At 69.2% G+C, this 22,587-nt stretch carries 24 protein-coding genes; 12 read left to right on the top strand and 12 right to left on the bottom strand.

Translation table 11 applies throughout. The features are described from left to right. Positions 1 to 4: 4 nt before the first annotated feature. On the top strand, positions 5 to 526 hold the full coding sequence (locus IE97_RS0114710) for a GNAT family N-acetyltransferase (protein ID WP_030238383.1): 522 nt from the start codon (positions 5 to 7) through the stop codon (positions 524 to 526). Here IE97_RS0114710 and IE97_RS42935 read toward each other — a convergent pair. Continuing rightward, positions 523 to 1,272, bottom strand: a complete 750-nt coding sequence (locus tag IE97_RS42935; protein WP_234310634.1) for a hypothetical protein — start codon at positions 1,270 to 1,272, stop codon at positions 523 to 525. The genes IE97_RS0114710 and IE97_RS42935 overlap by 4 nt on opposite strands. 204 nt (positions 1,273 to 1,476) lie before the next feature. Here IE97_RS42935 and IE97_RS43450 point away from each other — a divergent pair, with 204 nt between their 5' ends. Next, a complete protein-coding gene (locus tag IE97_RS43450; protein ID WP_078603238.1) occupies positions 1,477 to 1,881 on the top strand; it encodes a pyridoxamine 5'-phosphate oxidase family protein in 405 nt (134 codons plus the stop codon). A 272-nt stretch (positions 1,882 to 2,153) separates the two neighbouring features. On the opposite strand, the gene IE97_RS0114685 is transcribed toward IE97_RS43450, so the two are convergent. Beyond that, complete coding sequence (locus IE97_RS0114685; protein WP_234331815.1) at positions 2,154 to 2,699, bottom strand: TetR/AcrR family transcriptional regulator; 546 nt, start codon at positions 2,697 to 2,699, stop codon at positions 2,154 to 2,156. Between the two features lie 105 nt (positions 2,700 to 2,804). Here IE97_RS0114685 and IE97_RS0114680 point away from each other — a divergent pair, with 105 nt between their 5' ends. The 4 genes from IE97_RS0114680 (at position 2,805) to IE97_RS38465 (ending at position 5,774) form a co-directional block, all read left to right on the top strand. Continuing rightward, positions 2,805 to 3,662, top strand: a complete 858-nt coding sequence (locus IE97_RS0114680; RefSeq protein WP_030238371.1) for an alpha/beta fold hydrolase — start codon at positions 2,805 to 2,807, stop codon at positions 3,660 to 3,662. Positions 3,663 to 4,308: 646 nt separating this feature from the next. Next, positions 4,309 to 5,223 (top strand): S41 family peptidase, encoded by a 915-nt coding sequence (locus IE97_RS0114675; RefSeq protein ID WP_030238369.1) that lies wholly within the window; start codon positions 4,309 to 4,311, stop codon positions 5,221 to 5,223. 8 nt (positions 5,224 to 5,231) lie between these two features. After that, positions 5,232 to 5,477: a hypothetical protein gene (locus IE97_RS42100; RefSeq protein WP_158708294.1), complete on the top strand. Its 246-nt coding sequence runs from the start codon at positions 5,232 to 5,234 to the stop codon at positions 5,475 to 5,477. 75 nt (positions 5,478 to 5,552) lie between these two features. Further along, positions 5,553 to 5,774, top strand: a complete 222-nt coding sequence (locus IE97_RS38465) for a hypothetical protein (RefSeq protein WP_037836329.1) — start codon at positions 5,553 to 5,555, stop codon at positions 5,772 to 5,774. Here the strand turns inward: IE97_RS38465 and IE97_RS42095 are convergent. Continuing rightward, positions 5,751 to 6,029: a hypothetical protein gene (locus IE97_RS42095; protein WP_158708293.1), complete on the bottom strand. Its 279-nt coding sequence runs from the start codon at positions 6,027 to 6,029 to the stop codon at positions 5,751 to 5,753. The genes IE97_RS38465 and IE97_RS42095 overlap by 24 nt on opposite strands. A gap of 3 nt (positions 6,030 to 6,032) precedes the next feature. Here IE97_RS42095 and IE97_RS42090 point away from each other — a divergent pair, with 3 nt between their 5' ends. Both IE97_RS42090 and IE97_RS42085 read left to right on the top strand, forming a co-directional pair. Further along, on the top strand, positions 6,033 to 8,006 hold the full coding sequence (locus tag IE97_RS42090; protein WP_158708292.1) for a hypothetical protein: 1,974 nt from the start codon (positions 6,033 to 6,035) through the stop codon (positions 8,004 to 8,006). After that, positions 7,993 to 8,160, top strand: coding sequence for a hypothetical protein (locus IE97_RS42085; protein WP_158708291.1), 168 nt, complete (start codon positions 7,993 to 7,995; stop codon positions 8,158 to 8,160). Before IE97_RS42090 ends, IE97_RS42085 begins: the two co-directional genes overlap by 14 nt. A gap of 188 nt (positions 8,161 to 8,348) precedes the next feature. Here IE97_RS42085 and IE97_RS39260 read toward each other — a convergent pair whose 3' ends face one another. Beyond that, positions 8,349 to 9,638 (bottom strand): 3'-5' exonuclease, encoded by a 1,290-nt coding sequence (locus IE97_RS39260; RefSeq protein ID WP_051704968.1) that lies wholly within the window; start codon positions 9,636 to 9,638, stop codon positions 8,349 to 8,351. Positions 9,639 to 9,766: 128 nt separating this feature from the next. Between IE97_RS39260 and IE97_RS0114640 the strand changes: the two genes are divergently transcribed. From IE97_RS0114640 to IE97_RS0114630, 3 genes are read left to right on the top strand one after another with little or no spacing between them, the layout of a single operon-like run. Further along, positions 9,767 to 12,316 carry a hypothetical protein gene (locus tag IE97_RS0114640; protein WP_030238360.1) on the top strand — a complete coding sequence of 850 codons (2,550 nt, stop codon included), beginning with the start codon at positions 9,767 to 9,769 and terminating at the stop codon, positions 12,314 to 12,316. Further along, complete coding sequence (locus IE97_RS0114635) at positions 12,313 to 13,581, top strand: CHAT domain-containing protein (RefSeq protein ID WP_030238355.1); 1,269 nt, start codon at positions 12,313 to 12,315, stop codon at positions 13,579 to 13,581. The genes IE97_RS0114640 and IE97_RS0114635 overlap by 4 nt, the downstream gene beginning before the upstream one ends. Further along, the gene (locus tag IE97_RS0114630; RefSeq protein WP_030238351.1) at positions 13,556 to 13,900 is read left to right on the top strand and encodes a hypothetical protein; all 345 of its coding nucleotides are present in this window, start codon (positions 13,556 to 13,558) and stop codon (positions 13,898 to 13,900) included. The genes IE97_RS0114635 and IE97_RS0114630 overlap by 26 nt, the downstream gene beginning before the upstream one ends. 286 nt (positions 13,901 to 14,186) lie before the next feature. On the opposite strand, the gene IE97_RS0114625 is transcribed toward IE97_RS0114630, so the two are convergent. After that, positions 14,187 to 14,450, bottom strand: a complete 264-nt coding sequence (locus tag IE97_RS0114625) for a PH domain-containing protein (RefSeq protein WP_030238347.1) — start codon at positions 14,448 to 14,450, stop codon at positions 14,187 to 14,189. Positions 14,451 to 14,630: 180 nt separating this feature from the next. Continuing rightward, positions 14,631 to 15,995 carry a hypothetical protein gene (locus IE97_RS0114620; protein WP_030238343.1) on the bottom strand — a complete coding sequence of 455 codons (1,365 nt, stop codon included), beginning with the start codon at positions 15,993 to 15,995 and terminating at the stop codon, positions 14,631 to 14,633. 151 nt (positions 15,996 to 16,146) lie between these two features. Between IE97_RS0114620 and IE97_RS0114615 the strand changes: the two genes are divergently transcribed. Further along, complete coding sequence (locus IE97_RS0114615) at positions 16,147 to 16,668, top strand: MaoC family dehydratase (RefSeq protein ID WP_030238339.1); 522 nt, start codon at positions 16,147 to 16,149, stop codon at positions 16,666 to 16,668. Here the strand turns inward: IE97_RS0114615 and IE97_RS0114610 are convergent. The 6 genes from IE97_RS0114610 to IE97_RS0114585 are packed head-to-tail and all read right to left on the bottom strand — an operon-like array spanning position 16,647 to position 22,574. Continuing rightward, a complete protein-coding gene (locus IE97_RS0114610) occupies positions 16,647 to 17,603 on the bottom strand; it encodes an ornithine cyclodeaminase family protein (RefSeq protein WP_030238336.1) in 957 nt (318 codons plus the stop codon). The two genes, IE97_RS0114615 and IE97_RS0114610, sit on opposite strands and share 22 nt — an antisense overlap. After that, the gene (gene dmpG, locus IE97_RS0114605) at positions 17,600 to 18,616 is read right to left on the bottom strand and encodes a 4-hydroxy-2-oxovalerate aldolase (protein ID WP_030238331.1); all 1,017 of its coding nucleotides are present in this window, start codon (positions 18,614 to 18,616) and stop codon (positions 17,600 to 17,602) included. Before dmpG ends, IE97_RS0114610 begins: the two co-directional genes overlap by 4 nt. Then, complete coding sequence (locus IE97_RS0114600) at positions 18,613 to 19,542, bottom strand: acetaldehyde dehydrogenase (acetylating) (protein ID WP_030238324.1); 930 nt, start codon at positions 19,540 to 19,542, stop codon at positions 18,613 to 18,615. Before IE97_RS0114600 ends, dmpG begins: the two co-directional genes overlap by 4 nt. After that, positions 19,529 to 20,434, bottom strand: a complete 906-nt coding sequence (locus tag IE97_RS0114595) for an HpcH/HpaI aldolase/citrate lyase family protein (protein ID WP_037844323.1) — start codon at positions 20,432 to 20,434, stop codon at positions 19,529 to 19,531. Before IE97_RS0114595 ends, IE97_RS0114600 begins: the two co-directional genes overlap by 14 nt. Further along, positions 20,431 to 21,711, bottom strand: a complete 1,281-nt coding sequence (locus IE97_RS0114590; RefSeq protein ID WP_030238316.1) for an aminotransferase class I/II-fold pyridoxal phosphate-dependent enzyme — start codon at positions 21,709 to 21,711, stop codon at positions 20,431 to 20,433. Before IE97_RS0114590 ends, IE97_RS0114595 begins: the two co-directional genes overlap by 4 nt. Further along, the gene (locus tag IE97_RS0114585) at positions 21,708 to 22,574 is read right to left on the bottom strand and encodes a cupin-like domain-containing protein (protein WP_234310649.1); all 867 of its coding nucleotides are present in this window, start codon (positions 22,572 to 22,574) and stop codon (positions 21,708 to 21,710) included. Before IE97_RS0114585 ends, IE97_RS0114590 begins: the two co-directional genes overlap by 4 nt. Positions 22,575 to 22,587: the final 13 nt, after the last annotated feature.

The raw sequence follows: 22,587 nt of genomic DNA, 5'->3' as shown, positions 1-22,587 counted from the left end.
TTGGATGGTCACCTTTGATACTCCCCGTTTGATCCTGCGTCGCTGGCGCGAGGAAGACGTCGCGCCCATGGCTGCCATCAATGCCGACCCCCAGGTCATGCGGTGGATCCGCGACGGCAGCGTCCTTGACGAACAGCAGACTCGCGGCCGGGTCCAGGCATGGGAGAGCGAGTGGGAGTCACAGGGCTTCGGCCTGTTCGCCGTGGAGATACGGTCCACCGGCGAGCTGGCCGGGTTCACCGGCCTTTCGGTGCCCAACTACTTGCCGGAGATACTGCCGGCGGTTGAGGTCGGCTGGCGGCTGGGACGCTCCCACTGGGGGCAGGGCTTGGCCACCGAGGCCGCTGCGGCCGCTGTACGGTTCGGGTTCGAAGAGCGAGGGCTGAAGCGGATCGTCAGCATCGCTCAAGTGGGCAACGACGCCTCCGAACGCATCATGACCAAACTGGGGATGCATCTGTTCCGTGAGACCGTCAATCCCACCGGTGGTCGGCGTGTACGGGTGTTCGAGTTGTCGTTGGATTAGACGTCGTCGTTGCAGATGGCGTTGTGTCCGAGGCGAGAACGCACGAAGGGGCCGGTACCAAGCACGAGAAGGGCGAAGGCGGTGAGCCGCTGAAGACCCGGCTGGGCGGACAGGTTGCTGTGCTGGATGGAGTAGACCGCATACCAATTGGCGGCCAGGTCGGTTGCCATGATGCCGCAGGTCAGATCCACCCCCGCTCGTTTGCCGCACACCAGAAGCACGGCTGCCAGCGAGTCGAAGATGGCGAGAGATGACCAGAACAGGTTCAGCCACTGTGGAGCCCAGCGGTAGGGGTGCAGGCCACTGTGGACGAGGTCGGTGATGTGCGAGGCGGCACCGATGAAGACGAGGACGACGACGTACACGACGATCAGTGCGACCGCCGAGCGCGGTGTGCGGCGTATCCATCCGATCACGCCGTCGAGCATGCCAGGACCGCTGGGCGCAGTGCAGGTCATCCGTTGAGCCGGCGGTGGCCGATGAGTGCTGCGGCGATGCCGACGAAGCCGAGCCGACTGCATGCCTGCACCGACGCCTGGCGACGCGACGATGCAGCGGGAGTGCTGGCCACGTTGACCGACGACTGCCTGATCACCGAATGCTACTGCTCGGTCTACCGCGGGCATCGACGGGTCGAACAGTGAATGCATGCCTGGTTCGGTGCCAGCGGTTCGGTCGATGCTTGGAATCACCTCGGAGGCGACCGCCGAGGAGGCGCTGATCGCCGAGTGGATCTTCTCCTGCACCTGACAAGGAAAGGCAGCCACGTTCGAGGGCGCAACGATCGCCGGGGGAAGATCGCCCACCTTCGGGAGTACGCAACCTCAGTGCCGCTCTACGACTGGACGGGCACCTGGCACGATTGACATCCACAATCGTTCTGCTCGGAGGTACATCGCAGTGAGGCTCGATGAGGATGCGCGTCGCCTGGTGACCGTTCAGGGACCGGGATTCGTTGCCACGGTACGGCCGGACGGTACTCCGAGCTTGTCCCCAAGGGCACGACCGAGATATGGGATGACGATCACCTCGTCTTCCTCGACCTCCACTCGCCCGGCACGGTAGCCAACCTCGTCGCGAACCCGGCAGTGGAGATTAACGTATTCGACCCGGTCCGCCGGAAGGGTTACCGCTTCCGCGGAGTCGGCGAGGTGCACACTGAGGGCGAGCTGTACGACCGGATCGTACGTCGCTTCCAGCGCAGCCGCGGCACGAACCCGGCCCGGGTCAAATCGGCAGTGGTCGTCCGTGTGCTGGAAACCGAGCGGCTGGTCTCTCCTGCATACGAGGACGGCACCAGCGAAACCGAGATCGCGGCAAAATGGCGAGCTCGGCTGACTGCCGAGGAGGCGTGACGGAGAAGACCCGCACCCGGGGGTGCGGGTCTTCAGCTTGTCCTACATTCCAGGCGCCTGGCGAGTTGATCTTCTCCTGCACCTGACAATGAAAGATGGCCCGTTTAAGGGCGCAACGATCGCCAGGCTTGAAGGGAAGGCGATCGCCTACCTACGAGGGCACGCAATCTCGGCGCCGCTCTACGACTGGACGGGCACCTGGCACGATTGACATCCACGAGTCCTGCGCTCTTTACCGACTCGCAATCGGGCCGCCGTCTCACTTGCCGGAGTCAGCCCTCACCTGCCTGTGCGACAGTTGTGCGCAGCAACTCGGCCATCGACCGGCCGGCCACCCGCAGCGGTTCCGCATCACGAGCAGCCCGGCTGAGCATGAACGCCCCCTCAAGCATCATGATCATCGAGCAGGCGAGCGATCGCGCCGCCCTCGGGTCGACGACCCAACGGCCGAACCACCGCGTCGCGCTGTCGACCCACCCCTCGAAGACCTCTGCCGTCGCGGCCCGCAGCACCTCATTGCTGCTGGCAACCTCCAATGCCACTGTCCCGATCGGGCATGCGTCGGCGTAATCGGCCGCACCAAGGTCGTCCGCGGCCGCCTCGAAGGCGTGCACGAGGGATTCGGCAGGGTCCGGCACGCTGTCCAGCAGAGCCATAACCATTCGGCCGTACTCAGCTCCGGACGTGCGGATCATGTCCTCGGCCAGTTGCTGCTTCCCACCGGGGAAGAAGTGATAGATCGAGCCGAACGGCGCTTCCGCCTCTGTCGCGACCCGCTTGAGGCCGGTCGCCGAGTAGCCGTGGCGGCGGAACAGCATCGCGGCAGCGCCCTGGATCCTGGCTCGAGTGTCCGATTGCCCCATTGCCCTCTACTCTCCCTTCCCTCAAGATTACAGTAGAACAATCTATCAAATGGGGGTTTAATGCCGAGGATCGAGCTGTCGTCTGGACCGGTTGACTACCAGGACACCGGCGGTGAAGGGCCAGTGCTGGTATTCGGCCACGGTATGCCGATGAACGAGACTCAATGGCGCAAGGTGGTCCCACTGCTGGACGGATACCGCTGTGTCCTGCCCACGCTGCCCCTCGGCGGTCACCGCCAGCCGATGAACCCGGATGCCGACCTGTCCCAAAGCGGCGTCGCCCGGCTCCTGGGTGAGTTCATCGAACGGCTAGGCCTGGACCAGGTGACCCTCGTCCTCAACGACTGGGGCGGGGGCCAGTTCCTGGTGTCGGAAGGGCGGGCCCAGAGGCTCGCGCGCATGGTGCTGGTGGCCTGCGAGGCCTTCGACAACTTTCCCCCCGGACCCGCCAAGGCGATGGCCCAGGCATGCAGGGTCCCCGGCGGCGTCTGGCTCCTGACCCGGCTCATGGGCATCCCCGCGTTCCGCCACAACCGCGCCGGATACGGCGGGATGAGCCTGCGCGGGATCCCCGACGACATCATGGACGACTGGTTCGCTCCCGCCACCCGCAGCAGGGCCATCCGCAAGGACCTCGCCAAGTTCGCCACCGGAGCACCCGGCCGCAAGACACTGCTGGCCTGGAGCGAGCGACTGCGTGCCTTCGACCGCCCGGTACTGGTCGTCTGGGCGACCGAGGACAGACTGATGCCGCGTGAGCACGGCCCCCGACTGGCCGAGTTGTACCCGCAGGGCCGGCTGATCGAGATCGCCGACTCGTCCACCCTCATCCCCGAGGACCAACCCGAACGGCTGGCCGAAGTGCTGACTGACTTTCTTGTCCAGACTGGAGCAGAACCGACCCGACACTCCGACTGAGTGCGAGTGCAGTAGGCAAGAACAGCTCCTGCCCATCGGCCTACTGAAGGGCTCACACAGGTCAGTGCACTACTCCGCCACGACCTGAGCCGTGGAACGACTCCCGCAGTCACAGCGAAGCGACTCTAGCGATAACTGAAGTAGCCAGCTCTGGATCCTTGTCCAGGAGGGCGAGCAGTTGATCTGAGGGGACGACAGGGCTGATGCGCCGGCCTCCTGACGCTGATCTGCAACTTCTCTAGGAGGTGTTTTGCTGGCCGCGGAGGAGTTCTGCTGCCACACCCGTCGGGTGGGTTGGGAACAGGAACGGCGCCGCGCAGAGCGGGTGGTTGCGGAGCTGGACGCGCAGCGGCCCGCGTCCAGCAGGGGCTGGCGGTGGTCGCGGCCGAAGCGCCAGAAGGCGGGCCGGGCCGGGCCGTGCTCGCGCAGTTGGTCCAGTTGCTGTGCGGTTAAGAGCCTGTTTCTGGGAGTCGGCCGCGCACTGATCATCGGAAGTTAGGGTCACCAATAGATCGACTGGTTTGGCTGACTGGGAGGGCACATGGTTCGGGGGCGTTTGCCGCGTTTAGGGGCTGCTGGGTTGGTGTGTGTTCTCGCTGCTGGGGCTGGGTGCTCGGGAGAGGAGGCGTCCACTCCGGGGGCGGCGATGTCTGACGAGGCTCGGTCCTACCTGTCCAAGGCGTTGACCGTCATGGAGGACAACGCCCTTCGCCGCGACGATGTCGACTGGGGTGAGGTACGGCGAACAGCCTTCACCGAAGCCGGCAGCGCGCAGCGTCCTGGCGATACCTATCGGGCCATTGAGGCGGCCCTGGGCAGTTTGGGAGACGGGCACAGCGGCTTCTACGACCCGAAGAGGTCGAGAGAGCTGCACGGGGACAAGCAGATCCGCAACCCTGTGGAAGGGCGGGCGTTGACCGGCCGCATTGGGTATCTATCGCTCCCCGGGGTCAAGGGATCTGAGAAGGTCCATCAGCAGTACGTGCGGGAGGGGCGAGATGCCGTGGCGAAGGCTGACCGTCCGAACGCCTGCGGCTGGGTGATCGACCTCCGCCGCAACCGCGGTGGCAACATGTGGCCGATGCTTGCCGTCGTGGGACCGATCCTCGGCGACGGCGACGTCGGGGCGTTCGTCGATGCGGACGGCAAGAAGACGGTGTGGTCCATTGGGAAGGGCAGCCCTCGTCTGGACGGTGCATCCACCGGCTGGGGAACAAGTCCTCCCGTAGGCGGCGGATCAGCCCCTGTTGCGGTGCTCACCAGCCGTTCCACTGCCAGTTCCGGGGAGGCGGTGACCGTGGCCTTCCGCGGGCGCCCGCATACGCGCTCCTTCGGCGAGGACACCACAGGCGTCCCCACCGGCAACGCACAACACCGACTGTCCGACGGGGCGATCCTCAACCTGACAGAGGTGATGGATGCCGACCGCACGGGGCGTGCATACGACAGCCCCATTCCGCCTGACCAGCCAGTCGCCGACAACCTCGGGCGCGGGGGAAGCAAGGATCCCGTCCTGGAAGCGGCAACGCAATGGTTGTCCGAGCAGCCCGGCTGCGCGTAGGCGGGTGGGTGATCAGCTGGCCGGCGCCGGCCGAACGGGCCCGTCACGTCGCCGGCAACGGCCGACCGCCGCGGCGACGCTGGCGGCCGCTGTCGCCGCCCACGCATACGCCCTCAACCACCAGCCCGAGCAGGCCCGCCAAGCGCTGGCCGCCGCCGACGCCCCTCATGGACCGGCTCCCCGAGGGCGAGCGGTCGGACACGTGGCTGACGTACGGCGAGCAGAAACACCACGCCCACCTCAGCCACGCCTAAACCACCCTCGGGAGCACCCGCCGCGCGAACGAAAGCCAGCAGCGCGCCCTGGAGCTGTCCGCGCCGACCAGCACCATGACGCGCACCCTGCTGCACATCGACGCCGCCGCCTGCTCCCATCACGACGGCGACACCGAACAGGCGTGCCGCCGCACGATCGCCGCCCTGACCGCGCTGCCGACGGACTACCGCACCGGCCTGGTCCGCCGCCGCGCCCTGGACCTGTACGAGGCGATCCCCGCCCAGGCCCACCGCGAACGCGTCGTACGGGAACTACGCGACGTCGTGGCCAGCTGAGAACGACGGCTTCCACAGCGGGCGGGCCAGGCCGGTCCCGCCGCAGTGGCAGCAGTTCCCCTCCCCGGGCCCACTGCCCGCACCGATGGTGCCGATGGTGTCCCGCAGGAGCCGGGTGAGGCCTTCGACGTGAGCGTTGTGCAGCGGCAGCTCCTGTCGCACGCCGATCATGAGCTCCAGCGCGACGTCGGGCACGAGAGCGTACTCGCCGAGCCCACCGTCCCCGGCGAGGCGGCGCGACGCTGTTTCGATCACGTCGTGAAGGCGGCGAAGAGCGCCGCGAAGGAGCGAGAGGCCCGTCGCCGCGCGCCCGGCGACGAGACCTACACCGCTGAGGCTCTTGAGGCGGCCACGCAGAAGCACCTGGACGCCGTCCGGCACGTCAAGAAGCTCGAAAGGGAGCGGCAGGCGCTGCTTACCGCTCTGGGCAACCGCCGACCGCGGCCCGTGGTCCGTGCGGTGGAAGAGGACCGCGAGCCGAAGGCGGCGCTCACGCTCGCCGAGCAGCCGTACGAGGTCGCCGTCCACGTGCAGCGGTACGCCGCCAGCTGCTTGCAGCGCGCGGGGAAGACCCGGGGCTACGACCTGGCCGAGTCCCTCGTGGACGCCGGCCAGCTCTCCAAGGGCATGAACGTCCTTCAGCAGTGGCAGATCATCAACCCTGACGGCACGGTGTCCCGGATCTGGCGCATGGCCGCCGTGACCGGCAACAACCGGGCGCTGGCCCGCCTGGACATCTTCGGTGTGCACCCGGAGTACCTGGTCACGGGCATGCCTCAGTCCCTGCTGTCGCTGCCGAAGGAGAAGAGCGACCCCAAGCTGCGGCTGCTGAATCTGCGGGAGGTCCTGAACCGGGTCTCCGCCCGGCTCAACGAGGCCGGCACCCAGCCGGAGACGAGCCCTGAGGACCCGGCGATCCGGGCGGGGAAGATCGCCACGGTGCCCACGGAGATCGTCATCGGCTGCAACAAGCCGGCCGCGCTGGAACATGTCCTGCGGGCGCTGAATGTCAACGATCACCTGCGCGGCATCCAGCCCTACGACGAGGACGCCCGCCTGGTCGCCCTGTTCGCTACGCTCGTCGACTCCTATGCGAGCCAGTCCCTCCTGGCGGCCGCTCTGGCCGAAGCGTTCCCCCGTGCGCGGGGCGCGGATCTGCTCGATCTGCTCGGGGTGCGCGATGCCCTGACCGCCAACGGGCCGCTCGACCCGCTGGAGCCGCTCGTCCCCGCGGGCGACGAGGTGTCCCCGGTGGTCCTGCGCGATATCGCTGTGCGGGCCATCACCGCACTCGTGTTCCCGGAGATCCCCACGGCTCCTGAGACGGCAACGGGCAAGCGCACCGTCCGGGACACGGGGCGGTTTTGGCCGGTTGTGAAAGGGACGCTCCAGGAGCGGGCGTGGAGCCAGGTCAACGGGAAGACGGCCGGTGCCCGCACGCGTCTGTGGTCGGCCGCAGTCGCCCAGCTGTTCCTGCACCGCGGCAACATCCTGTCCTCGCTGGGACTGTTCGGTGTCGAGGAGACCAGGGAGGGCTCCGGACAGGACCCCAGGTCGCTCAAGGAACTACTCCTCGGAGCGGAGGCCGGCGAAGCAACAGCATGGGCCGCTCTGGTCCAGCGGATGGCGCCGGCGCTCATGCACGCTCCGGAGCCCTTCATCACGCCCGGTCAGGGAAGCGAGGCGGGTGAGGGCCGCAAGGGCGTACGCCGGACCCCCAGCAGCGCCCTCGCGTCCCTGACTCTGGCCTACACCTCGAAGAAGCCCGGCCATCAGCCGGCCTCTCCTCCTCGCGTTCGCGACGTCCGTCCTGGAGCACCCCGACGCCACCCAGCCCCCCGTCGCAGAAGACGGCGGCCCTCTGGTCTGCTACTGCGAGCGCCACCTGGCCGAGGAAGAGCAGAGCGCGGTCACAGCCGGGACGGTGATCGTCCCCGACATCGAGGGCCGGCCGACCAGGTACGTCGCCGACAAGGACTGGTTCGACGAGACGTTCCCGGTAGAACTCGGCCGCGCGGCACCGAATCCCGCCCGCAGCAGCGGCGTGGGCACCGGCATCACCCTCCCGGCAAGCGAGCCGGCCAGCGGCTCCACATCTCACGGAGAGGCGCCGCCCGACCCCCGCGAGCGGCTGGCCACCCTGCGCCGGGAACTGCCCGCCCGAGTCGAGCTGGTCGGGGACAGCTACCAGCGCGCGTGCGACGCCGCGCACACCCTGATGACGGACTTTGAGGAAGCACGCCGCCTGCGTGCCCAGCTCGGCGAGGAAGCTCTGCCCGCCGAGCAGCGGATCGAGTGGATGGAGAAGCTGGCCAAGGCCCGGGAGGCCGCACAGGCCAGCGTGACCACGCTCGGGCAGGTGGAGGCACTGATTCTGCAGATCTGACCGGTCATGTGCACGGCCCCGGGGCCTCCTTCCGGACCGGGGCCCTGTGCTCTCATCCGACCCGCCGGGCAGGGCCTCCTCACACGGCGCCGAGCTCCGCGCCCAACAGGCGCTCGGTGGCCGCCCGGGAGTGCCAGCGGCCCACACAGCACCTCGGCCGCCGAGTGCACCCGATTCACACCGCCGCATCAGGGTGCCGGTCGACGCCAGGGCGGGTTGACACCGGCCCCATGGGCGCGGCAGCCGGGACGCGGCCGGCGGCGGAAGGCAGCCTCAGCGGGTAGCGGAGGCGACCTCGAGTTCGGGCCTGTCTGCGACGGTGTGGACGGGCCGGGCCAGGAGCTACTGAGGGCTAGCAGGTGGTGCAGGGTGGGACGCGGCCGGGCTCCGATTACGTGGTGACCCGTGAAGCTCTGGTTGGTGTCGTGGACGGTGATGTGGCGCACGATCCGCTCGCCCTCCTGGCGCAGGAGACCGGCCAGGATATGGAGCGTGGCGTGGCAGTCGCCGAGAGCCGTGTGCGAACCGATCGCGCCGCCGGGAACGTGCAGTTCGGCCAATGCGGGGATGGTGCTGTGGCCCCTGCGGGCGCCGAACAGTCTTTGATGGATGCGTATCGGGTCAATCGCCTTCAGATGCTCCACGCCGACGCGGGCGGCCAGTAGCCGGAGGTTGTGGCGCCGGCATTCGGCATCCAGCAACTGAAGGTCGAATTCGGCGTTCGCCACCACCAGCACCGCACCGTCGCGCAGATGCTCGGCGATGGCATCCAGTGCGTGGTCGAGCGTCTGCGCAGGACGCCCGCCCTCGGCGTGCAGCAGGGAGTCGTCGATGCCGTTGACTGTGTAGGCGTCGGCGGGCATGGGGACCCCGGGGTTGATCAGATGACTGCGCCACTGCCGCGGGGCGTGGTCGGCCAGCAGCCACGCCACTTCGACGACGCGGTCTTGGTCTGTGGACAGGCCGGTGGTCTCGGTGTCGAGTACCAGCACGGAGCGGCAGGGGAACCAGTTTTCCCCCAGCAGGGAGTCCTGGCGCTCCTCTACAAGAGCGCGTTCGATCAGGTCGGTGTCGGTGGCCCTGGCTGTCTGCTGAAGCCAGTGAGCGATCCCATGAGCCGGGGTGTGATCCGACCAGCGGCGGAAGAGGCCCGCAGGGTCGGCGTCCACGTTGCGGTAGTGGACGAAGAACTGGTGAGCGCCGCCGGGGCTTCGAAGGGCTCCCACGACCGCTCCGTCAGTGGTGCGGTCGGGCCGATCACGGCTGAAGATCAGGCGCCAGTCGAGGACGATCTCCTCACCTGGCCGCAGATGCACGGCCTGGGACCGCGTGTCCTGGGCTCGCTCGCGCATGTCCAGGTCGTACCCCTCGGCCGACGGTTCCCGGGGGGCGTAGTCGGGGCTGCAGCTCCAGTCCTGCGGGAGCGCCTCGAGCAACTCCCGCATCAGGGCCTCAGGCTGGCGGTCGAGCGTCGGCACAGCATCCTCCTGCTTGGTCCCCGGTACCGCTCCATGAGCGCGCTTTCGTCCGGGGTGTCGCGAGCGGCCTGACAACTGGCCATACTGGTCGTTGAGTTGCCGGACTCGGAGTAGCCGACGGGGATGTGATGGCGGGGAGCACGGGCACGGCGCGGGGCGTCGCTTTCTTCGCGACGGCCGCGGCTGTCCTGGTCGCCGTGGGCGGCGCGGGTGTGGTGCTCGTTCCCGTGCACGGCGCTGCGGCGCACGGTCTGTGGCTGCTCAGCGGGTGGCTGGTGGTCGCGGCGGCCGCCGCGTGGTGTGCCGAGGCGGCCGTCGCTCGTGTCCGGCGCAGCCGCCAGTCCACTCGTCAGGGGGAAACCCGGACGCTGCACCTGTACACGACTGGGATCCTGGCGACGGTCTGTGTGGGCGAACTGACGGTGATCATCGCCAGGCTGTCCCGCGGCCAGGAGGACGTGACGGCCTGGGCGGCCGGAGGTGTGTTCCTTGCGCTGCTCGGCGTGGGGTCCTGGCGTACCGCCAGTGCCAGCGGCCGCTATGGCTCGGCCAGTGGCCACACCCCGTCCGACGGCGTCCTCACCATCGCTGCCTTCACTCTGGCCGAGGCGTGCGGGGCCTGGCTCACCGCCCGTTTCGCGGCTGAGGGGCCTCTGTGGGCGGCCTGGGCCCTCGGTGGTGCGATGGTGGCACTGGCCGCGGGTTTCTGGCTGTCCGATGCGCAGGACTGGTCGGTCGAGGACAGGTACCTCAAGGTGTTCGGGGGCGCCGGGGCCCTGGGGGCGGGCGGTGTGGTGGCGGGTTTCGCGCTGCGGGGTGAGACCGTAGCCGCGTGGTGGGCGGGCGGTGTCGTGGTGGGCGGTCCGCTGCTCGTCGTCGGTGCGCTCTGCCTCGCCTCCGCTCTCCGTCGAAGGACCGCCGGTGGTCGCGGCCGGACGGCTCCGCCGGGGGCGCAGCTCGCGGGGATTCTGGTCCCGCTGGGCAGTGTCGCGTGGGCGATGTCCTCCGGGGAGCCGTGGAGCGCAGCGGACTCCGGCGAACGGCTGCTGCGGGTTGGCTGGCTGGCCGTGGCCGGTGCCGCTCTGCTGCTGGTGCAGAACGTCGTACTGCTGTGGACGGGCAGCGGACAGCCGCGGGGCTGGACGGCCGAGATGGCCCGGCGCGTACGTGGGCTGGCTCGGGAGGATGCCGGGCCTGCGGGGCGTCCGGATGGCTCCGGCCGGCTGTCGCGCGGGCATGACGGGTACGGGCCTGGGTGGTCGTCGCCGGAGGGCGAGTGGGACTGGGAGCGGGAGCAGGCCTGGGAACGCTACCGGGAACGGGAGCGGGAGCGGGTACGGGAGCGCCGCTTGGGCGAGTGGGACTCGACTCCGGGCAGCGTCTCCACCTGGTGGCGGCGTCTCGCACATCCCCTGCGGTCTGCCGCCGTGAACGAAGTCCACCGGCGTACGGTTCTGACCACCGGCCTCGTCATCGACGAGGTCTGGCCCCGGATCGCCCTGGTCGCCTCCGACGAGGTCCTGCGACAGGTGCGGGGCGGGGAGCGGGGCGTCCTCGTCTGGCGGATCACCATCGCCGCGGCCCTGGGCACGGCGGGTGCCTGGCTGCTCATCGCGCTCACCGGCTTCGGCGGTTTCCGCTACACGGACTGGCGGCCCGTCCCGCTCGTCTGGGGGCCGCTGGTCGTGGCGGCGATAGCGCTGGTGCAGGCGCGCAGGTTGCTGGCCGAGGTGAGCCAAGCCAAGGCGGACGCGGTCGAGGTCTACCGGTACGACCTGGCCAAGCGCATGCACATCACCCTGCCGCCGGACCCCTCGGGCCCGTACATGATCCGGCTGGCCGGCGCGCTGAGCGGTGACGAGCCCCCGGACCGATCCGGGTGGCACCGGCCGCAGGAGCCGGAGCTTCCCGACGGCGCCCGGCTCGACGAACTCGCCGACCTCGTGGCGCTACGGGTGCGCAGCGGCGTACGCGCCGAGGTACGCCAGGCGGTCCGGGAGAGGGACGCCTCACTCGATGCGCGGTTCCCGGCCGGCGCCGCCGGCGCGGACCTCGATGTGAGCGCCCTCGCGCGGGAGGTCGCCGGCCGGGCGGCCGGTCCCGTCGCCGAAGGCCTGAAGGGCCACCTGAAGAACCATCTGACGGAACTGCACCGGCAGTTCGAGCGGGACGTCCGCGCCGCGATCCACTCCTCGGTGAAGGAGTCCGTGGCCGGCCCCGCCCTGTCGAACTTCGTCGGCTACCTCGCGATCGAGCTGGACCGGGGGCAGCAGGACGTACGGGCCGAGGGGGGCGTGGTCACGGCACCGGCGGGGCGGCGGGTGAAGCTGTTCGTCTCCGTCGTGCGCGACGCACGCGCCCGTGACCTCCCGTCGGTCGTCGAGAGCCCTCCGGGCCGGGACTTCTTCGTCTTCGAGCCGGTACGCGTCGAGGGCGGCAGGGACTCCCGTACGGTGTCCTTCGACGCCATGGCCGACAGTTCGACGCTCACACCCCTGCCACAGCGCAGGAACCTCCTTGTCGAGAACGAGCAGCAGACAGTTTTCGAGTTCCGGCTGCCCGAGGAGGAGGGCGGCCACGAGGTGTGGTTCCAGCTCTACCAGGCGGGCCACCTGGTCCAGGTCGTCGCCCTCAAGGTAGAGGTACAGGCCCCGGCAGGGGCGGCAGGCGACGCATGAACGAGGCGCGGCCGCCGGACGTCTCCGTACGTGTCCTGACCACCGATGAGGCGATCCGGCTGGAGTTCACCGCCCAGCGTCCCGGCGTCGCGCCCGTGCGCGCCACTCTGCTCGGCAGCGACGCGCTGCTGAGGGTCCGCCAGGAACTGGACCGGGGTCTGACCCGCCTCAAGGACGAACTCACCGCGTTCGACGTCGAGGACAAGGACCTCAACCGGGTCTTCCAGAGCCTGCACGGCCTCGGCCGCACCCTGCTCTTCATCCTCTTCGGCGGACAGCAGGCCGTCCTCAAGGAACTCCAGGCGTTCTGGAACGACGCCCTGCCGTACGGCATGAACCCCGAACTGCCGCCCCCGCTCGTCGAGTGCGTCGGCGGCCGGGACGGCTTCCTGCCCCTGGAGTTCCTGCCGCTGTTCCGGATGTTCCCGGGCGCGCCCATCGAGACCCCGGACGACTTCATCACCGCCTGCCGGAGCCTCGTGGGCTTCTCGTGCGTGGTGCGCCGGGCCATGTTGCCCGCCCCGGTCCACGGCGGCCTTACCCTGCACACCGGCCCCTACGGCCGGGTCCCCGCCCGCTACCTGTACTACGAGCACCTCGAAGGAGCCGTCGAAGAGCTGGCCTGGTTCAGCGGTGCCGCAAGCGCGCACATCGACCTCGAAGGCCCGTACCCCGACGGCGCGGAGCGCGGGCCGGGCCTGGCCGAGCAGATCTTCGACCCCCGGCTCCTCCTCGACGGCACCCGGCGCGAACTGCCCGACCAGGTACAGCACTTCGCCTGTCACTGTTACACGCGCTCGGACGACACACTCGCCTCCGAGATCGAACTCAGCGGAGCGGGACACCACTCGCGCATCACGCTGGGCGCCCTCGGAGCGGACCTCGTCGCCCTCGGCGCCAGCCAGGACGTGCGCGACTTCGACCTGCCGCTGGTGATGATGAACGCCTGCGGGTCGGGCCGGGTGCGCGCCCCGGGAGCGCCGTCGTTCCCGTACCTCTTCCTCATGAACGGCAACCGCGGCTTCATCGGCACCGAGACCGAGATCCCCGACGACATCGCCGCCGCGTTCTCCACGGCGCTGTACGAACGCTTCCTCGTCCGCAGGATCCCGCTGGGCAGAGCACTGCTCGAGTCCCGCCTGCACCTGCTGTACACGCTGCGCAACCCGCTGGGCCTCACGTATGCCGCCTACGCCGATCCCGGCCTGCACGTCCGCCCGACACCCGAGGAGAGACCCCGTGCCTCAGATCCAGCCCGCTCCTGACACCGCGAAGACGATCAGCGTCCTCGGCTTGGAGGACACCGACTCGGGTCGCACCGACCGGCTGACCCTGCGACGCCTCGAAGAATGGCGGGCCGCCCGCACCGAGATCCCTGCCGAGGAACTCCGCTCCCGCCTCGGCGACTTCGTCACGACGATGCAGGACGTGATCGCCTCGCTGCCCCAGCGCGCGGGCGAGTTCCAGCTGAACGAGGTGACGTTCAGCGCGGAGGTGAGCGCGAAGGGAACGGTGTCCCTGCTCGGGTCCGGCGGTGAACTGGCGGGGCAGGCAGGGATCACCTTCACCTTCACCCGAGGCTGAACCGTCCGTCCCTGCCCGCCCTGTACGCCGCACGGCTCCACGACCAGGGCGGGGACCGAGGTCCCGCCCGGGGGGTGTGCTGTCCCACACCAGGACCAGGCACAGCCAGCTCACCGCCGGCAAACTCCAGCAGCCCACCGCCCCCCGGACGGGACAGAGCGGCAGGGCAGCCGTGTGGGAAGCTGCCTCAGGGTCCGTGCCGGACCCGCAGACGCCACCCCCCCCTCTGCGCGGTGCGCGGCCCTACCCGCCCGGGGAGGGGTGAGCCCAGCCAGGACCAGCGGGGCTACCGGGGTCGCAGGGCGTGGAGATCCGGCAGATGGCGGTCGGCAACGTGAGGCAGGGTGGTCTGCCGCCCTTGGCTGTCGCACGGTGGGGAGGACTCCGTCTCCACGACGATGTCCTGAACGTCGGGCCAGGCCCACTTCCGCACCCGGACCACCCCGACCACGGCGATCCCGCTCGCCCCCACCACCGTGCGGGCACGCCACAGGGACAGGGCCCACACGCCGTCGACGATGGTCAGAACATGTGATCGCGTTCCGATCACTTGGGCCAAGGACGCTTTTTTACCGACAGCACACAGTGGCGTGGTGTAGTACGCGTTGTGCGAGGCCAGGGCCCGTTGGGGGCCAAAGCAAGCGTGTGGGGTACCAGCTCAACACCAGCCCGCTGGGCGTGTCCCGGCAGATTCAGGCTGACGCGCTGCCCCCAGCCGCCACCAGTCGCGTCAGACGGCGACCACGCAGTTGTCGGAGCTGTGGGTGCCGTGGACGGTGACGATGCCGGTTGTGCCGTCGCCGAAGAAGCGGGCGAGCATGCCCGCTGGGCGGCCGCCGAAGAGGAGCGGGCCGAGGACCGGTGCGATGTCGGCGTCGTGGGGCTCGTCCGCGCCGTCGGCGGCCAGGGACAGGCGGCAGGTGCGCGGGGACACGAAGTCCTGGACGATGCTGGTGCCCGCCTCGGCAGCTGCGATCACCGCCGTCTCCCACTCCGCCGGATCCGTCTCGCGGCCGATGGCGACCTGCTTGCCGCTCATCCCGATGCTCGCCTTGAGCACCAGCGACTCGCGGTTGTCCACGGCGTACCCGACGAGGTCGACCTTGCGGTCGCCCCGGTGCGTGAAGCGGTGGGACAGCACCCGCGTCCACGGGAGGTACCGGTCGACCAGGGCCTGCTCGGCGGCGCTCATCCACGGGCGGCCTTCCGACAGGAGCCCCATGGTGAGCTTGCTGGACAGGAAGGTGGATGTCTGGGTGCCCACTAGCAGGCAGCCGTGGTCCAGGGCATCCTGTACGGGCGCGGTGTCGATGCCCAGTTCCAGCCAGTCCGGGATGGTGAAGTCCCTCAGCCCGACCCGGTAGCGCAGGTGCGGCGGGCAGTCCCAGGCTTGGTAGAGGTCCTCAGGCTCGAAGAATCGCGCGGTCAGGCCTCGGCTGGCGAAGTACTCGGTCTGCATGTCGAAGTAGCGGGTCAAGCCGCCCTGGTCGCGGGCACTGCCCAGCACCGCCACGCGGGGCGCCACGCCCAGCTCCGCGCACAGGCCGCGGAACATCTCGGTGCGTACTGCGAAGGGGTCCTGGCTGCTGAATGGCACCCGACCCTGGTCGTCGGCGTACAGGTCGCGCCAGACCGCCAGGCGGGAACGCACCTCCACAGGGCCGCCGAGCGCCCCGCTGACGTTGAACTCCAGGAACTGCGGGCCGTTCGGACCGATCACGATGTCCGGGCGGGTCACGCAGTCCGCGTACCGCTCCTCAAGAAACTGATCGGCCATGAAGAGCTGGTGCTCACTCTCTGGCATGCGGTACGCCGCCAGCCGACCCTCCGTGCTGGTGGCCGTCTCCAGCGCGGTGCGGCGCACCAGGTCGAGCAGCGCGGCGGTCACCTGGAACAACTCCGCGTACGATGCGCGCGGCAGCACAATGGGCGCTGCGGGCAGCAGCCGCTGGTACGGCCAGCCGGTGTCCCGTATCTCGTGGTCAAGCATCCGGCGGATCGTGGCCGGGGGCAGGGCCGGCGTGGCCATGCGGTGGTTGCCGAACCACGGGTGGCCCGACGGCGCCTGCGTACCGACCTCCACGAGCGCACTCATGCGCCTTCCCCCCGACCCTTCCGATCCACTCGTGACACCAAATCCGGTACGGATGGCATGTGCCCATGTCAGACAGGTGCTCATCCGCGATGTGGATAGCCTACAGTCGCACCGCCCGGCAACCGCCGTATCGCACAAGGGAGATCAACGCATGACGCTGCGCCGCGTTCGGGACAATGAGTACGTGGAGGAGCACGGCGGGGACTACGAGGACTTCGAGGCCGGAATGCTGATCCGGCACTGGCCGGGCCGCACCATCACCGAGACCGACAACACCTGGCTGACCCTGCTCACCATGAACCAGCACCCGCTGCACTTCGACCGCGCCTACGGCGAGGGCGCCGAGTACGGGCGGGTCCTCGTCAACAGCGGGATCACACTCTGCCTGATCGGCGGCATGACCGTGCAGGCCCTCTCCGCACGGGCGGTGGCCAACCTGGGCTGGGACAAGGTCCGCTTGAAGGACCCGGTGTACGTCGGCGACACGCTGTACGCCGAGAGCCGGATCCTCCATAAGCGGCTGTCCGAGTCCCGCCCGGGGCATGGGATCGTCACGGTGGAGACGACGGGCAGGAAGTCGACCGGGGAGACGGTAATCGTGTTCGAGCGCTCCTTCATGGTCCGCTGCCGCGAGACGCGGCACGATGCCCCTCAGCCGCACGAAGCCTCGTAGAGCGCTGTCGCAGCGGCCGTGTCCTCGATGGCCATGCCAACGCCGCGGAACACCGAGGTACGGCCATCCGCTGCGGCCGACCCGTCCACCAGCGCGCCCAGTTCGACCAGCTGATGTTCGCCGATCAGTCCTGCGGCGAGCGCGGCCCGTACCTCGGCGGCTTCCTCGACGGCTACGGACCGCTTCTCCACGGCGACGAACGCGTCCGCGAGCAGCGCCGGTTCGACCTCAACCGCGTCCTCGTGGGTGCCGCCGATCACATTGACGTGTGCCCCGGGGAACAACCAGTCGGCGGCCACGAGGTGCGTGCGGTCGCTGGTCGAGGTCGCCGTGCAGACGATCTGGGCGTCCAGCACGGCATCCCGGGCGGTGTCGCACACCGTGACCTGCACCGCGGGGCCCGATGTGTCCCGTACCCACTGGGCGAACGTCTCCGTACGGGCACGGGTGCGAGAGAACACCCGCACCGAGCGAACCGGGCGGACCGCCGACACCGCCCGTACCAGCGCCCGCGCCTGCACCCCGGCACCGATGAGGGCTAGGTCCTCAGCGTCCTTCGGGGCACACAGGCGGGTCGCGAGAGCCGCGACCGCGCCCGTGCGGACGGCGGTCAGCTCGGCGCCCTCCAGCAGCGCCGTGACTCGCCCGGTCTCCAGGTCCGTGAGCACCACCACGCCGTGGATCAGCGGCAGGCCGCGGTCGGGATTGTCCGGAGTGAGCGTGGTGATCTTGACGCTGCCCACTCCACGCCGCTCCCAGACCGCCGTCCCTGCCAGCAGCTCCCGCTGCAGGCCGTGCTGGACGACGGTCCGCGACGGCGAGGCGGTCCTGCCCGCGGAGAGATCGGCGAACGCGTCGGCCAGCGCGTCGATCACGCCGAGCAGACGCTCCTCGCCCGCCATGTCCCCGGCGGTAATCATCAACGGTCCTGTCATGCGACCCTGCCGTCCTTACGGGTGCTCAGCTCGGCGACGACGTCGACAATCAAGTCCTCCTGACCGGCGATGGCCTGGCGCCTGCCGAGTTCGAAGAACACGTCGCGCGGGTCGACCCCGGCGCGCACGGCGTGGTCGAGCACCTGGTGTTTGAACCCTGAGAAGACTCCGGCCAGACCGCTGACGATGCTCAGTGAGCCGGTGACCGGTGGTGCGGGCATGAGTTCCCGCTCCGCGAACTCGGCGGCGTCGAGCAGCGCGTACAGGTCGATTCCGGTGCGGAACCCGGTGCGTTCCAGGACCGGAACGAGCACCTCCAGCTGGGTGTTGCCCGCCCCGGCACCGAAGCCGCGTGCGCAGCCGTCGATGATCGTGGCGCCCGCCCCGGCGGCGGCCACCGAGTTGGCGACGGCCATGCCGAGGTTGTTGTGCCCGTGGAAGATCACGGGCACGTCGACGGTCCCGGCGATCGCGCCGATCCGCTCGGTGACGTCCTCGGGCAGGAAGTGGCCGGCGGAGTCCATGATGCCGACCGCCTGCGCCCCGTACCCCACGGCCTTCGCCGCATGCTCGGCCAGCTCGGCGGGCGTTGCCATATGGCTCATCATCAGCACGCAATGCGCCTCGGCGCCCTCTGCCCGCAGGAATTCGAGGTGGCGCTCGGCCAGCGACGTCTCGGTGCAGTGCACACCGATACGGAGGATGTCGGCCCCGTGCACGACAGCCTTGCGCAGATCGGCGGAGGTGCCCCAGCCGGGCAGCATGAAGACGCCCATCTTGCTGGTGGTCAGCGCCTCCCGCACGGTCGACAGCATCTCGTCGTCGCTGACTGCGGCCCGTCCGACCTGGAGCGAGGAGGCGCCCAGGCCGTTACCGTGGCCCACCTCCACCACCGGGATCCTCGCGGCGTCGGCGGCTTCCGCGTACCCACGCAGCAGGGCGGCGCCGAGCTGGTGCCGCACCGCGTGCTGGCCGTCGCGCAGCGTCGGGTCGTGGATCGTCACGGAGCTCATCGGCGCTCCCCCGTCCGGACTGCCGAGATGAGCCGGGCAGCATGCTGCTCGGCGACCATGATGGCCGCCGAGTTGATGATGTCGAGGTTCCCGGCGTACGGCGGAAGCACCTCGCTGTCCGCCATGACCTCCAGGGAGACAGTGATCCGGTCGCCGCTCACCGTACAGGCGACGACCTCGTAGCCGGGCTGGACGGCCCGGACCTGTTCGGCCGCTGTGGCGACGACGGCGCGCACCGCCTCGGCGTCGGCTCCCGGGGCGACCGCGTGGACGGCCGTCCGGAAGGGTGCCGGGGGGACGGCAGGGCTGATGTTGAGGACCGCCTTGGTGTCGCGTACACCGGAGAACGCGGTGACGGCGTGCTGCGTCGTGGCCACGTACTCGTCGAGGTTCAGCCGGGTCGCGCGGCCCGCGATTGTGGAGGCCACGGTGGAGACGACCTCGATGTACTCCACGTCGAACCGGTTGGCGAGCGCGTGCGCGATCGGAACCGACGCCTGCCCGCCGCAGCTGATCAGGTTGATGTTGCGCACCATCGGCGCCTGCGTGCCGGTGACGGTCGGCACAACCATCTGCCCGATCTTGCTGGGCGTCATGTCGATCAGCAGCGTGCCCAGCGGTTCAAGTCGCCGCCAGTGTTCGGCGTGCGCCATGGCGTTGGTGGCGTCGAAGACGACATCGAATGGCCGCGGCGCGGCGAGGATCGCGTCGATCCCGTCCGACGATGTCGGGTAGCCGAGCCTGGCGGCGTACCGGAGGCCGGCGGAGTCGGGGCTGCGTCCGACCACCACGGCGCACTCCAGGATTTCGGAGCGGTGCGCCTTGCTGACCAGGTCCTGGCCAATGGCCCCAGTGCCGATGACGGCGACGGAGACGGGGGGTACGGCTCCGGGCGTGATGCCGGTGGTGTCGTCAACGACGGTCATGGGCTGCCTCCTCGCCGTCGCTCCACGTGCCTTTGGCGCTGCGCCCGAACCGCTGCGCCCACGCATCCCCGAGCGCCACCGTCGTACGGGCCATGCGGGCGAATGGCGGGCCGACCATGCTCCCGTCCAGGAGCGCGACACCGCCGTCGGCCGCTAGCACGGCCTCGGTGACGCGCCGGGCCCGGCGCAGCTCTTCCGGATCGGGCCGCAGTGCGCGGTTGATCGCAGCCAGTTCGGCCGGGTGCACAGTCACCTTGCCCTGGAAGCCCAGCTCGTGGATGCGGGCGATCTCCTCGGCCAGCGCCGCGGGCTCACCGAGCCGGAAGTTGGCGGTGTCGATGCAGGCCGTGCGGTAGCGGGCGCAGGCCATCGCCATCGCCTGCCGCGCCGGGAGCATGTTCGCCCAGGTGATCTCGACGCCCATGGTGGCGGCCAGATCGGCAGAGCCGAGCACCAGGCCGTCGGCTGCCTCCGCGATTGCGTCGACGCCGGCGACGGCACGGGGCGTCTCCAGGGTCACATAGATCTGCGGATGCACACCCGCCGAGGCAAGGGTGTCGCGCACCAGGGCGACCTCAGTCGCGGAGTCGACCATGGTCATCACGACGAAGCCGGGCTTGACTGGACACTCAGCAAGCATCAGCAGGTCGTGGACCGCCTCCATGGTGCCCAGTTCGTTGACGCGCACGGCGACGTTCGCCGGCTCGGGGGCCTTCTCCAGGGCTGCCCGGCACACGTTTCGCGCCGCCGCCTTCTGCTGCGGCGGGACCGAATCCTCCAGGTCGATCACATGGAGGTCCGCGTCGTACGACCAGGCTTTGACGACCTGGTCGAGGGAGAGCGCCGACGTGTACAGGATGCTGCGGGGGATGGCCCGGGCCGCGCCCATCACCGGGCCGCCTCGGCCGCGAGCGGGCCGGCCGGGCGGGCGCCCACCTCAACCAGCACCTTGCCCAAGTCGCGGATCTGCTGCTCGGTCTGGCCCGCGCGCATCATGACCCGCAGGCCCGCCGTGCCGCGCGCGACGATCGGGAAGAACACCGGGGAGACGTAGAACCCGGCCTCGATGACGCGACGGCCCGCCTCGATCACGGTCACGTCGCTCATCGGCACCAGCCGGATCGGGAAGGTGCTGCCGCCCTGGTCGGTGTGGATCAGCGAGTCGAAGAGCTCGATGTTGCGGTAGAGGCGGCTCTGCAGCGTGGTCAGTTCGTCGGTCCGGTGGATCTCCGCCGAGGCGAGGCCGGCTCCCACCGAAGCGGTGTCCAGGAGCTGGGAGTAGTTCAGGGCGCCGCCGAAACGCTCGATGATGCGCAGCGTCTCCTTGGACTGCCCGTCGAGCACGATCGCCGCACCGCTGGTGCCGAATGCCTTGTTGAGGGTGACCACCGTGATGGTGCGCTCATCCTTGGCCGGGTTGTGCGTACGGACGTAGCCGATGCCCCGCTCGCCGTACGCCGACAGCGAGTGCGAGTCGTCATAGTAGACCAGCAGGCCGTACCTGTCCTGGAGGTCGGCGAGTTCCTTCACCGGCGCGTAGCCCCCCAGGCTGTCGCTGCCGTCGCAGACGTAGGCGACCTGGGCGTATTTCTTGCACATGTCCTCGATGAACTCAAGGTCGTGGTGGCGGGAGGTGACGACCTCGGTCTCGTCGGCGCAGACCGGCTTGACGTTGGCCATCGACACATGGGCGTTCTTGTCGAAGATCATCAATGGCCGGGGGCCGTTGCCCAAATGGCCGGAGGCAATCAGCGGGAGCAGGCCGAAGGTCGCGGTGCTGGCGGCGATGGAGCAGACGACCTGGGCGCCGAACAGCTCCCCGAGTGAGGTCTCCAGTTCCTGCATGGCGGGGATCTGGACCCGGCTGCGGGCGATGCAGTGGTCGAGCACGCCGTAGCGGCGCAGTGCATCGACGGCACCCTCGATCACCTTGGGGTGGGAGTCGAGATCCAGGTACGAGCAGCAGCTGAAGTTGACGAACTCGTGGCCCGCGGGGATGAACTCATGGCCCTCGGTGGCGCGCAGGACTCCCGTCTCGGCGTCGAAGTCGGCCACGATCCCGGCCAGGCCGTGGCGCTCCGACATGTCCCAGAACTCGTTGCCGATACCGATCAGCTTGTCGTTGTTGCGGTACCGGTGGGTGGGGGTGATGGTCTGGCGCTCGGTCATGACGTGGTATCCGCCGGTTCGTAGTTGTAGACGCCCTTGAGCTTCCGGTAGACCGCGGTGTAGATCGCCACGCCAAGCACGTACGGGCGGCGAAATATCTTCGGGTCGCGCAGCCAGAAGTTCATATTGATGTTCATGTCGTCCAGCGACTCGGCCTGGTGCCACCAGCCGAGAGGCAGATAGAGCATCTCGCCGGGCTTCAGGACCAGTTCGCGCCGCTGGGCGAGCTTGGCGGCGAGCTTCGGATAGCGCGCCCAGTCCACGTCGTCGAAGTCGAAGACCTGCGACTTGTCGCCGAACCCGCGCCTGAGCGACCTTGGGTAGTACTCCCAGAAGCCGGGAGGAGCCAGGACGAACCGCTTGCTGCCCTCCAGGCAGATGTTGAAGTTCTCCAGCTCGTCGAAGTGACTCTGGGTGAACACGCCCTTGTGACTGATCCACAGGTTGGCGGCGTTCATGGGGCCGCGGTAGTCGAAGAGCCTCCCCGCGTCGAAGCCGAGGATCGCGTTGACGTCGGTCGGGCTGTTGCGGAAGTTCGAGACGATGCGGTTCCACGTGCTGGGATCGTTCATGTGCCGGTCGTCCTCGAAGAACTCACGTAGCCTGATCTCCCTGGTAGTCCACCGCTCCCGGTTCTGTTTGTTGCCCGGCTCGGTGAACAGGGTGACCGTCATGTCGCCGAGGCGCTCGGCCACGCCGTCGCGACCCAGGCCCTGGGCGCCCTTCGGCAGGGTGATGACCACCGGGACGTCAGCCCGGATGAGGGCTTGCCGCCCGAAGGCCAGGAACTCATCGAACGAGATACGGGGAACCGATAGGCCCCCGATACTGTCCCGCCCGGACACAGAATGCGCTGTATTCACAACTCTGTCCTCG

The sequence above is a fragment of the Streptomyces sp. NRRL S-455 genome, from assembly GCF_000717875.1.
Classification (GTDB): domain Bacteria; phylum Actinomycetota; class Actinomycetes; order Streptomycetales; family Streptomycetaceae; genus Streptomyces.
This window is presented reverse-complemented; position numbering and strand designations above follow the sequence as displayed.

What these genes read in the sequence shown, in the direction of transcription:
- IE97_RS0114710 (WP_030238383.1), top strand. Translation starts at nt 5, where the DNA reads ATGGTCACCTTTGATACTCCCCGTTTGATCCTGCGTCGCTGGCGCGAG.
- IE97_RS0114685 (WP_234331815.1), bottom strand. Translation starts at nt 2,699, where the DNA reads ATGCTGTTCCGCCGCCACGGCTACTCGGCGACCGGCCTCAAGCGGGTC.
- IE97_RS0114680 (WP_030238371.1), top strand. Translation starts at nt 2,805, where the DNA reads ATGCCGAGGATCGAGCTGTCGTCTGGACCGGTTGACTACCAGGACACC.
- IE97_RS0114675 (WP_030238369.1), top strand. Translation starts at nt 4,309, where the DNA reads ATGTCTGACGAGGCTCGGTCCTACCTGTCCAAGGCGTTGACCGTCATG.
- IE97_RS38465 (WP_037836329.1), top strand. Translation starts at nt 5,553, where the DNA reads ATGACGCGCACCCTGCTGCACATCGACGCCGCCGCCTGCTCCCATCAC.
- IE97_RS42085 (WP_158708291.1), top strand. Translation starts at nt 7,993, where the DNA reads ATGACGGACTTTGAGGAAGCACGCCGCCTGCGTGCCCAGCTCGGCGAG.
- IE97_RS0114640 (WP_030238360.1), top strand. Translation starts at nt 9,767, where the DNA reads ATGGCGGGGAGCACGGGCACGGCGCGGGGCGTCGCTTTCTTCGCGACG.
- IE97_RS0114635 (WP_030238355.1), top strand. Translation starts at nt 12,313, where the DNA reads ATGAACGAGGCGCGGCCGCCGGACGTCTCCGTACGTGTCCTGACCACC.
- IE97_RS0114620 (WP_030238343.1), bottom strand. Translation starts at nt 15,995, where the DNA reads ATGAGTGCGCTCGTGGAGGTCGGTACGCAGGCGCCGTCGGGCCACCCG.
- IE97_RS0114615 (WP_030238339.1), top strand. Translation starts at nt 16,147, where the DNA reads ATGACGCTGCGCCGCGTTCGGGACAATGAGTACGTGGAGGAGCACGGC.
- IE97_RS0114610 (WP_030238336.1), bottom strand. Translation starts at nt 17,603, where the DNA reads ATGACAGGACCGTTGATGATTACCGCCGGGGACATGGCGGGCGAGGAG.
- dmpG (WP_030238331.1), bottom strand. Translation starts at nt 18,616, where the DNA reads ATGAGCTCCGTGACGATCCACGACCCGACGCTGCGCGACGGCCAGCAC.
- IE97_RS0114600 (WP_030238324.1), bottom strand. Translation starts at nt 19,542, where the DNA reads ATGACCGTCGTTGACGACACCACCGGCATCACGCCCGGAGCCGTACCC.
- IE97_RS0114590 (WP_030238316.1), bottom strand. Translation starts at nt 21,711, where the DNA reads ATGACCGAGCGCCAGACCATCACCCCCACCCACCGGTACCGCAACAAC.